The 1414-nt window shown below is 62.8% G+C and carries 1 protein-coding gene and 1 pseudogene; both read right to left on the bottom strand.

Annotation, left to right across the window (positions count from 1 at the left end; genetic code table 11):
* Positions 1–317 (bottom strand): annotated as a pseudogene (locus EN893_RS33930) (Fe-S cluster assembly protein SufB); the annotation flags it as partial.
* A gap of 187 nt (positions 318–504) precedes the next feature.
* Positions 505–1414, bottom strand: a 910-nt coding sequence (locus EN893_RS33925) for an aminotransferase class V-fold PLP-dependent enzyme (RefSeq protein ID WP_128362172.1), incomplete at its 5' end; no start/stop codon positions are given.

The following is a 1414-nucleotide window of genomic DNA, read 5'->3' as shown; positions in this document are numbered from 1 at the left end:
GGATCGTCATCGCTCAGCGAAGTCGGGCCGGGCGTGCTCTTGGGCGCCGCGTAGAAGTAGATGTCCTGGAAATCGATCTTGGGATAGTGGACGCGCGCCCAAGTCGGCTCGTCAAGCGTCAGCCAGCGGCGATACGCTTCCAGACGCCATTCCAGCATCCAGGACGGTTCGTCCTTCTTGGCCGAAATGAAACGGATGATATCTTCGCTGAGGCCCTTGGGGGCCTTATCGACAGCGATTTCGGTCTGGAATCCGTATTTGTATTGGTCGACGTCGATCTTTCGGACCCGATCGATCGTGTCCTGCACAGCAGGCATAAGCGTTCTCCATCCACGCCGGGGTCAAGGCCCGACAGTTTTCAAACTATGGCACCGCCAAAAACGAACCCCGAAGAGGTGCTCGCGGCAGCGTAAGTTTAATATAGTGCGCTTCGACCGGGAATTCACCCGGCCAGCATGAAACGCACGGCTCTACCAGGCCGAAAGGCCCAAATTCGTCCAACCGCTACGCGGCCCGTTCTCTATCCGCCCTTCGTGCGGCAATACCCGCAAGCGCGGTGCGGAAAAGCTCAACGTCTTCCGCGCCGGTCGCCGGTCCGATCGACACCCGCAAGGCGCCGAGACTGTCACCGTAGCCCATGGCTTTCAGCACATGGCTCGGTCCGACCTTGCCCGACGAACAGGCAGAGCCGGCCGACAGCGCTACACCGGCCAGATCGAAGGCGATCTGCGCGGTTTCGGCTTTGACGCCCGCAATAGCGAAGAATGCCGTATTGGCAAGCCTTGGCGCACCGGTTCCAAAGATTTCCGCGTCCGGCACCAGCGATTTGACGATGGCCTCGATCTCGTCGCGGCGCTGGCGCACCGCATCCATGGCCGGCAATCCGGCAAGCGCCTCGCGTGCGGCGGCGCCGAAACCGGCAATGGCGGCGAGGTTCTCAGTTCCGCCGCGATGGCCCTTTTCCTGGCCACCGCCATTGATCAGCGGCTTCGGCATCATCAAATCGGAAGCCGCGACGATGGCGCCGACGCCCTTGGGTCCACCGATCTTGTGCGAGGACAGAATCAGATAATCGGCGTAACCCGCTGATAGATCGGTCGAAACACGCCCTACGGCCTGCACGGCGTCGACAATGAGGATGCCGCCCGCCGCCTTGACGATCGCGGCGATACGATCGATCGGCTGGATGACGCCGGTCTCGTTGTTGGCGGCGTGGATTGCGACCAGCGGCAGGCCCTCGCTCTTGTCGTGACCGCCGAGCGCCGACTCCAAGGCGCCGAGATCGGCAATGCCGTTGGCGTCGACGCCGATCCGCGTCACCTGCGCTGCGGGGAACCGTCCGCCGTTCAACAGGCAGGGATGATCGGCCTCCGACACGTAAAGCCGGCTCATACGCACCGTGCCGCGCCCCATC

The organism is Mesorhizobium sp. M7A.F.Ca.CA.004.04.2.1 (assembly GCF_004022825.1).
In the GTDB taxonomy this organism is placed as follows: domain Bacteria; phylum Pseudomonadota; class Alphaproteobacteria; order Rhizobiales; family Rhizobiaceae; genus Mesorhizobium.
This window is presented reverse-complemented; position numbering and strand designations above follow the sequence as displayed.